The organism is Acinetobacter sp. CIP 101966 (assembly GCF_000369725.1).
Lineage (GTDB): Bacteria > Pseudomonadota > Gammaproteobacteria > Pseudomonadales > Moraxellaceae > Acinetobacter > Acinetobacter lwoffii_Q.
The window spans coordinates 125,607-133,094 of the sequence record NZ_KB850163.1 but is presented as its reverse complement, the minus strand read 5'-3'; the positions used below and the strand labels follow the sequence as shown (position 1 = coordinate 133,094).

At 42.5% G+C, this 7,488-nt stretch carries 7 protein-coding genes; 3 read left to right on the top strand and 4 right to left on the bottom strand.

Annotated features, from left to right (window positions below; translation table 11 throughout):
• From F891_RS15440 to F891_RS15425, 4 genes are all read right to left on the bottom strand, one after another.
• Window positions 1–731, bottom strand: a 731-nt coding sequence (locus F891_RS15440) for an ABC transporter permease (RefSeq protein WP_005264386.1), incomplete at its 3' end; no start/stop codon positions are given.
• Entirely contained in the window at window positions 728–1,858 is a 1,131-nt protein-coding gene (locus tag F891_RS15435; protein ID WP_005264383.1) for an ABC transporter permease, read from the bottom strand. The genes F891_RS15440 and F891_RS15435, both read right to left, overlap by 4 nt.
• Window positions 1,858–2,988, bottom strand: coding sequence for an HlyD family secretion protein (locus F891_RS15430; RefSeq protein ID WP_005264380.1), 1,131 nt, complete (start codon window positions 2,986–2,988; stop codon window positions 1,858–1,860). Before F891_RS15430 ends, F891_RS15435 begins: the two co-directional genes overlap by 1 nt.
• Before the next feature lie 11 nt (window positions 2,989–2,999).
• A complete protein-coding gene (locus tag F891_RS15425) occupies window positions 3,000–4,460 on the bottom strand; it encodes a TolC family protein (protein ID WP_005264378.1) in 1,461 nt (486 codons plus the stop codon).
• 232 nt (window positions 4,461–4,692) lie between these two features.
• Here F891_RS15425 and F891_RS15420 point away from each other — a divergent pair, with 232 nt between their 5' ends.
• The 3 genes from F891_RS15420 (at window position 4,693) to F891_RS15410 (ending at window position 7,475) form a co-directional block, all read left to right on the top strand.
• The gene (locus F891_RS15420; protein ID WP_005264376.1) at window positions 4,693–5,562 is read left to right on the top strand and encodes an IS982 family transposase; all 870 of its coding nucleotides are present in this window, start codon (window positions 4,693–4,695) and stop codon (window positions 5,560–5,562) included.
• 147 nt (window positions 5,563–5,709) lie between these two features.
• Window positions 5,710–6,699 carry a biotin synthase BioB gene (bioB, locus tag F891_RS15415; protein WP_004733127.1) on the top strand — a complete coding sequence of 330 codons (990 nt, stop codon included), beginning with the start codon at window positions 5,710–5,712 and terminating at the stop codon, window positions 6,697–6,699.
• A 65-nt stretch (window positions 6,700–6,764) separates the two neighbouring features.
• Window positions 6,765–7,475, top strand: a complete 711-nt coding sequence (locus F891_RS15410) for an alpha/beta hydrolase family protein (protein ID WP_004282161.1) — start codon at window positions 6,765–6,767, stop codon at window positions 7,473–7,475.
• Window positions 7,476–7,488: the final 13 nt, after the last annotated feature.

The window sequence follows — 7,488 nt, the reverse complement described above, 5'->3', positions numbered from 1 at the left end:
GGATAATCAAATAGCCAGAAGCTAAAACCGAATAAATAGAAACATCCCAGACAGCCAATAGTAAAGACCGCTAAACACATCCCAATCAATGCATTTGCGTTTAATTCTACTTTTCTTTCCCGATATACCAAAATCAGCATACTCAAACCCAAAAGAATGGTTTGGTGGATAATTAAAGGTGCAACCGCAGGAAAGACATAACTGCCATAGCCGGACAGTGGATTAAATAAAGGAATTTGATGTACAGAAAGGGCCGGTGAAAAATCCGAGACCTGACCAAAGCGTTCAGTATAATCTGCCAAAGTTTGCTCAACTGATGTGGCTAAGCCCAGACCAATTTGTTTGGTTACTAAAAAGTTGGCTGTGCTTAAATACAGTCCAATGCCACCTGTTTCACCATGCCTTAAGCTTTGCGATAAATTGTCCGGTAGTAACAAAATACCATCGGCTTTTTGTGACTCCACCCATTGTTTGGCTTCGGCAAAATTGCCGGTAATCGCCTCAATTTCCACATTGGGGCTTTGTGCCACCTGACCAATAATGCGGGTACTTAAGCTACTTTGTTCTTCATCGACAATAATAATCGGTAAGGCTTCAGCCTGCTGTGCCTGATAAGCGGTTGGATAAAAAAAGCTGTAAAACAAGACGGATAGAATCAGCGTGGTAAAGATCGTACCGTGACTGACAATATCTTTGAAGCTTTGTAGATAGTAAAACCAAAGGGATTTCATTGGACTGCTCCTTTGGCTATTTTTTTAAGAAACAGATAAGCCAGCAGAGCATAAACTAAAGCATAGACCAGCAGCATTAATCCAGCTTGCAGTGAAATATGCAATGGACTACCAATCACCCATTGTTCAGTTTGTAATTTGGCATAGGGCGTAAACGGAATAATATTGGCCCAAAACTGGGTGAACAGGGGCGCATTATTTAAAGGTAGGGTCACACCGGCAAAGCTCAAAGATGAACCCCCATAGACCGCAATGATGCCGAAAGATTTACTTAAATCTTTGGTTGCCAGAACCACTGCACTGCTTAAAAATGCATAGGCGCTATATAGCAGAAATTGTGCCGATAGAATCAGGGCGAGCGAGCCGGCAACAAACCAGCCGCGAATTTCAATCAGCCAGAACATCCAGATCCAGGTCCATAGACTAAAAATAGCCACATAGACCAGGTTCTTAGACAGCAATGCCATCCAGATGGATGAGTTGCTAAGCCAGCTTGTTAAGGTCTGTCGCTTCAGTTCCTGACCGACGGAAAATGCCACACAACAACACAGCAGTAAATGCAGAATTGCCGGAATGACATAGGGTTCCAGATAGAATTCATAATTCAGTTGTGGATTATACAGCGGCGATATTTTGATATGCGGCGACGGTGCTTCGAGAGAAGGCAGCCGGTTGCCCAGATATTGCTGTCCGCCAAATTCAGCGAGTGCTTGTAGGGTACTGACCAGCATGGCAGAGGAGATGGTATTCCCGATACTGAAATAACTCTGGTTAAAGGCAATACTGATGTCAGCATCCCGGGCACGAACCAGACGTTGCTCGGCACCGCTTGGAATATGGATATAACCCCAAATTTTATTTTGATTTAGCAGGCGCTCAATCTCAGCTGTTTGTTCCGACACCGTAGCAATTTTAAGAGTATGATTCAGCGCCACATGCTGATAAATGCTTTGACTCAGCGCACTCTGATCTTGATCAATAATCGCAATCGGTAAATGATCCGGTTTCCCTTGAGCAAACATGCTGCTGAATAAAATAATCACCAGTGCAGGTGCGAGCGTGACCAGACACAGATCCCATTTTTCTCGGAGCAGATAGCGCAGTTCGCGCCATATACCCGTCCACATTATCGGGTCTCTTTCAGTTTAAATAACACGCTCATCCCGACTTTGAGTTCAGGAATCACTGGTGTGGGCACAAGATGCAGCTTAAAACTGCGCACATCATAACCGCCGGTTTGACGTGTGGTCTTAATGGTGGCAAATTCACCTTCAGCACTGATCTGTCTAATTTGAAAAGTGGCGGTTTTATCTAGGGCGGGAATATAACCTTCAATACTGCTCATTTTCTGAAATGGGGCATATTGGTCTTCACGAATATTCAGGCTCACCCACATCTGGTCTTCAATCAGGCTGACCACAGGGACTGCGGTGGCTACCAGCTCCGAGACTTTGCCATAGGTTTTAGACACCGTTCCGTTTACAGGTGCTACTAATTGGGTTTCTGCCTCTAATGCATTGGCTTCATTCAGCGCAGCCTGGGCAATATCTACTTGTGCATCGGCAGAACTCTTTTGCTGCGAGGTGCTGCCACGTTTGGCACGTGCGTATTGCTGATACGCTGCTTCTGTCATTTGTGCCGCTGATTGACTGGCTGCATACAATTCATCACGGCGCTGGCGTGAAATCACACCTTCCTTAAATAAATTTGCACCACGCTCATAAGAAACTTTGGCTAAATTTTGCTGTGCTTTCAGCGATTGCCAGTTGGCATACAGGCTCGCGATATTTTCTTCTTGCGAGCCACGTTCAGCAGTCGATTGTAAGGCCAGCGCAGATTGTAAAGCCGCTGCGGCTTGCTGTTTTTTGGCCTGAATTTCCGGGCTGTTTAAGCGCACCAGCACATCGCCTTTTTTGACCCGCTGACCTTCTTCTACATAAATTTCTTCAATACGGCTTGGCACTTTGGTCGCCACCTGAACTGTTTCAGCTTCTACACGACCCTGCAATTCAAGCGGAGCCGGTTGGTAGCTTTTCCACAATCCAAAAGCGATGACTGCCAGCAGAACTGGAATCAGGGCGAGCAATAAATATTTTTTCTTTTTAGCGATTTCAGGAGCTTGTTGTTGCTCGGTCGAAGTCGTCGCGTTGTTTTCTATTTCAGTTTTAGTTTCTACCTGTTGCACAGGAGATTTTTCTGTATCGCTGGATGAAGCCGCTTCATTCACAGGATCATTGGATTTTTGATCTTCGTTCATGTTCGGCTCCATTAGCGAATATAGTGAGTATTGGTATGTTGGATGTAGTTCGGAAATTCTGCAATCGAGCCATGGCTTTGTAATAGTGTGGCCAGTGACATCACATATTTGTAAGCATTCAAGGCAGTTTCGGCTCGTAGTCCGCTCAGCATATTTTGTGCATCGATGACCTGTGTGGCGGTGCCCATATCTTCTTTAAAGGACAATTCTTGGATGCGTAAATTTTCCTGTGCGGCTTTCAAGTTTTGTGCCAGAAGCGCATCACTTTGCTGTGCACTGAGTGCTTCGCTATAAGATTTATAAATCAGATTTTCAATTTCCTGCTGGGTGCGTGCAGTGAGAAATTCTGTGGCAGAGCGTTTGAGTTCGGCAGCCTGAATATTTTTGTTTTTATCGATCCCGGAAAACAGGTTATAGCGTGCGGCAATCCCGACAATCCAGTTTTCATTTTGATCCAGACTATATTCACCAAAAGCAAAAACATTCGGTTTTTTTGCCGCTTGCTGGGCTTTGACATTGGCTTGAGCCAATTGGGTATCCAGCTGCATTTTTTGAATCAACGCAGAGTTCTGACTAAAAGTTTTTAGCAGATGATTTAAGGCCTGTGGCTCGGTTTTATTGACAAATAAAGGCGTCGAAAGTTCGGTGATGCTACTTTCCTGAAGCAGATTATTCAGCTGGAACAGCGCAGCATTCAAATTGGCTTGTGTGTTTTGCTGGCTGCGTTCGGCATTATTACGTGCCACTTCAAATTGCATGCGCTGGCCTTTACTGATAAAACCTTGCTGTTCCATCTTTAAGGCGTTGCGATAATGCTGCTGCATGGCATTCAAGTTAAACAGTGCTGCTGCATGCAGTTGCTTTTGGAGCTGGACATTGAAATAACTTTGAATCAGTTCAAAACGCTGCGTATCTTGCTGCTGTTTGTTGCTGAGCTGACTACGACCTACTTGAATATTGGCGATTTCTTTGGCGCTGCTTGTCAGTCCACCGGTATAAAGCGGCATCATAACTGAAACCGTTGGGCGAATCACCTGATCATCCAGCACGACATGCGAACTATCAGGAATTAAGCCCACCCCATTTTGAATAGGTTGTCTTAAACTATTTTTTAGTGGGTCAGCCAGACCCCCTAAGTTCAGTTCATCAATTCTATTATTGACACCATCCGTTAAGGATTGCTCTAAATTATTTTTTAATGCACCCAAAGGCAGATCGAGTTCATTATGAAAGGCATACGCACGAACATTCAGGTCGACTCGTGGCAGACCTATACCTTTCACTGCTTCAGCTTCAAGTTTTGAAGCCTGCTCCAGACTTTGATAGGCTTGGCTGCTATAAGAGTTTTGCAACAACTGACGTTCAGCGTCATGAAAGCTGATGCTCTGCGCATAAGTAAAGCTGCCATACATCATCGATGCAAGCAGATTTAAACTCCAGACAAGCTGTCTTTTATTTTTCTTTAAGTTCATAAAGTCGCTAAACTGATTTAAAGCCGGTGATGTTATCCGGCTAGTATAAATCAAAGGTATGCAGATAGAACTAGTGTAAAGTTATAGTATTGTTTCTTGTACATTTGTCTATAAAAAAGGAAGCTTATGCATCCTTAATTAACCCGAATCGCGGATAAGAAATTGACTTGAAAAATAAGAGGACTAGAGCCATCAGTTGAGTTACCACACCAAACTCACAACTCTCGTCCTGATGTTCAATAGTACCGAATTATTCTGCGTAATTGATGATTTTTTTCTTAAATTTGAATCAACTTATTGGGAGTTTCTCAAACAAAACCGTGGTTCCTTAAGAATCAGAACTGCTCAACTTACAATTTCAGAAATCTGCTTTATTGCCATTTGGTACAAATGCTCTCATTTCAATAATTTCAAAGCCTTTTTCAGCTGGTTAAAAGAAGATAAAAGCCATTTATTTAAGTACTTGCCTTGCTATCAAAGGATGATTCATCTGATCAATATGCATGAATTAGCTCTACACGCTTTACATGTGGCACTGATGAAAGGCCAAGGTACACAATATTTATGGATTGATTCAACAACTCTGCCAGTTTGTAAAAATCAACGTATTCAGCATCATAAATCATTAGTCCAAATTGCATCACGTGGTAGAAGCTCAATGGGCTGGTTTTATGGCTGTAAATTACATATCGTGATGAACCAATTTGGTGAAATTAGTTGTTCTGCTTTATCGAATGGACATGTTGCTGACATAAAAATGGTTGAGCAATTGGTTGCTGGTGTAGAAGCAAAACTTTACGGGGATCGAGGTTACATCAGCCAAGAATTAAAAATTAGATTGAAACATCAAGGTATTGATTTAATTATTTATCATCGAAAGAATATGCAGGCTATTCAACTTTGTGCATCAGATGAATATCACCTAAGACAACGCAATAAAATAGAAACATTATTCAGCTTATTGAAGGGGCAATACAATTTAGTGACGAGTAAAGCACGTAGTCTTCATGGATTTCTGAGTGGAATTTACGCCTCACTATGTGCATATCAATTAACCCATCGAAATAAGCCAACAATTCAAATTAAGGAATCATCGGCTTAAGCAGGATTCGAGTTAAATAAGCTTTCAAAATAGCTTGATACACTAAAGCTATTTTAAGCAGGCAATGAATATGAAAGAAAACGCTAAAGAAAAATAAAAAAAACAGCGTATGATTTACTCAATGGAATTTTAGATGATGCAGACAAGATGATCCGTAATGATTGGTCACGTGCCGAAATACAAGAAATTTATGACTTGCCTTTAATGGATTTACTGTTTCAGGCACAGCAAATTCATCGCCAAAACTTTGAACCGAATACTGTTCAGGTCAGTACTCTGCTTTCAATTAAAACGGGCCGTTGTCCGGAAGATTGTAAATACTGTTCGCAATCTGCACATTATGATACTGATCTGGAAATTGAAAAACGCGTAGAAGTACAAAAGGCGATTGCTGAAGCCAAACAGGCCAAAGCTTCCGGTTCGACCCGTTTTTGCATGGGCGCAGCATGGCGTAACCCGCATGAACGCGATATGCCGTATGTGCTGGAATTGGTGCAGGAAGTCAAGAAACTGGGCATGGAAACCTGTATGACCCTAGGGATGCTGAATGCCTCACAGGCGGAACGTCTGAAAGATGCAGGGCTAGATTATTACAACCACAACCTTGATACCTCACGTGAATATTATGCCAATGTCATCAGTACACGTAGCTTTGATGACCGCTTAAATACGCTTGATCATGTGCGTAATGCCGGAATTAATGTCTGTAGTGGCGGTATTGTCGGCTTGGGCGAAGGCGTACAAGACCGAGTCGGTTTGTTATTTGAACTAGCGACTATGCCGATTCACCCGGGTTCGGTGCCCATAAATATGCTGGTTCCTATTGAAGGCACACCACTGGCCGATGTTGAAAAACTGGATGTGATTGACTGGATTCGTACTATTGCGGTAGCACGGATTATTATGCCGAAGAGTTATATCCGCTTGTCGGCAGGTCGTGAATCTCTCTCTGACTCTGATCAGGCACTGGCATTTATGGCTGGAGCTAACTCATTATTTTCAGGTGATAAATTGCTTACTGCCCCGAACAGTGGTGAAGGTAAAGACAAAGTCTTGTTTGCTAAATTAGGCTTAAAAGCTGAAGCTGCCAAGAAAACAGCTAAAGAATTGGCTGTAGATGCGATGCAACCTGCTTAATTAATCGTGTAACAAACAGGGATCATTTCAACTTGAATTGGTCCCTTTTTATTGGAGCAGACAAAATGAAGATACTGATGATTACGGGTTGGGGGCTAGGAACAGCGGTCTTAACCCCGTTTGTAGAACAGTTACGGCAGCAGCATCAAGTTGAAGTATGGGATATTTTTGATCCTAACGTGGAAAGTATTTTGGCCGAAAAAGTCAGGCAGGCGAGTTCTATTGATGTCTTGATGGGATGGTCTTTGGGTGGACAGTTGGCACTTTTGCTGGCTAATGAAATCCAGCAACAACTGAAAATTGCCAAGCCAGTGATTTGCTGTATGTCAAATCCCTGTTTCGTGGCCAACGAAGCATGGCCACAGGCAATGCCAGTTGAACAATATACACAATTTAAATCCTCCATACTGGCTGATCCAAAACGCGGGATGCAGCGCTTCTGTACCTTGGTCACTTTAGCTGGCGCAGCAGCGCGTGAACGTGCAAAATTATTGCACCAACAGTTAAATAGTATTGATTTAAACTATCAGGTTAAGCATCTTTATCTATTGCAGCAATTAAATCTAGTGGATATCTTAAAAAATCATTCAGTCAAGATGCTATTTATATTTTCCGAGAATGATATGTTGGTTCCTTACAAAGTTAGTCAAGAATCTGTGTTTTTAACAACCCAAAATCTGAATTTGGTAAAAATACAGGGCACGCACGATGCCATCCTTTTTGATACCAAGTTACTCGTTGAGCCAATTTTAAAATTTTTAGCCGATCTGGCTTAAGCAAAAAGAGATT

Coding starts and splice junctions, on each gene's coding strand:
- F891_RS15435 (WP_005264383.1), bottom strand. CDS start 1,858: ATGTGGACGGGTATATGGCGCGAACTGCGCTATCTGCTCCGAGAAAAA.
- F891_RS15425 (WP_005264378.1), bottom strand. CDS start 4,460: ATGAACTTAAAGAAAAATAAAAGACAGCTTGTCTGGAGTTTAAATCTG.
- F891_RS15410 (WP_004282161.1), top strand. CDS start 6,765: ATGAAGATACTGATGATTACGGGTTGGGGGCTAGGAACAGCGGTCTTA.
- F891_RS15430 (WP_005264380.1), bottom strand. CDS start 2,988: ATGAACGAAGATCAAAAATCCAATGATCCTGTGAATGAAGCGGCTTCA.
- bioB (WP_004733127.1), top strand. CDS start 5,710: ATGATCCGTAATGATTGGTCACGTGCCGAAATACAAGAAATTTATGAC.
- F891_RS15420 (WP_005264376.1), top strand. CDS start 4,693: ATGTTCAATAGTACCGAATTATTCTGCGTAATTGATGATTTTTTTCTT.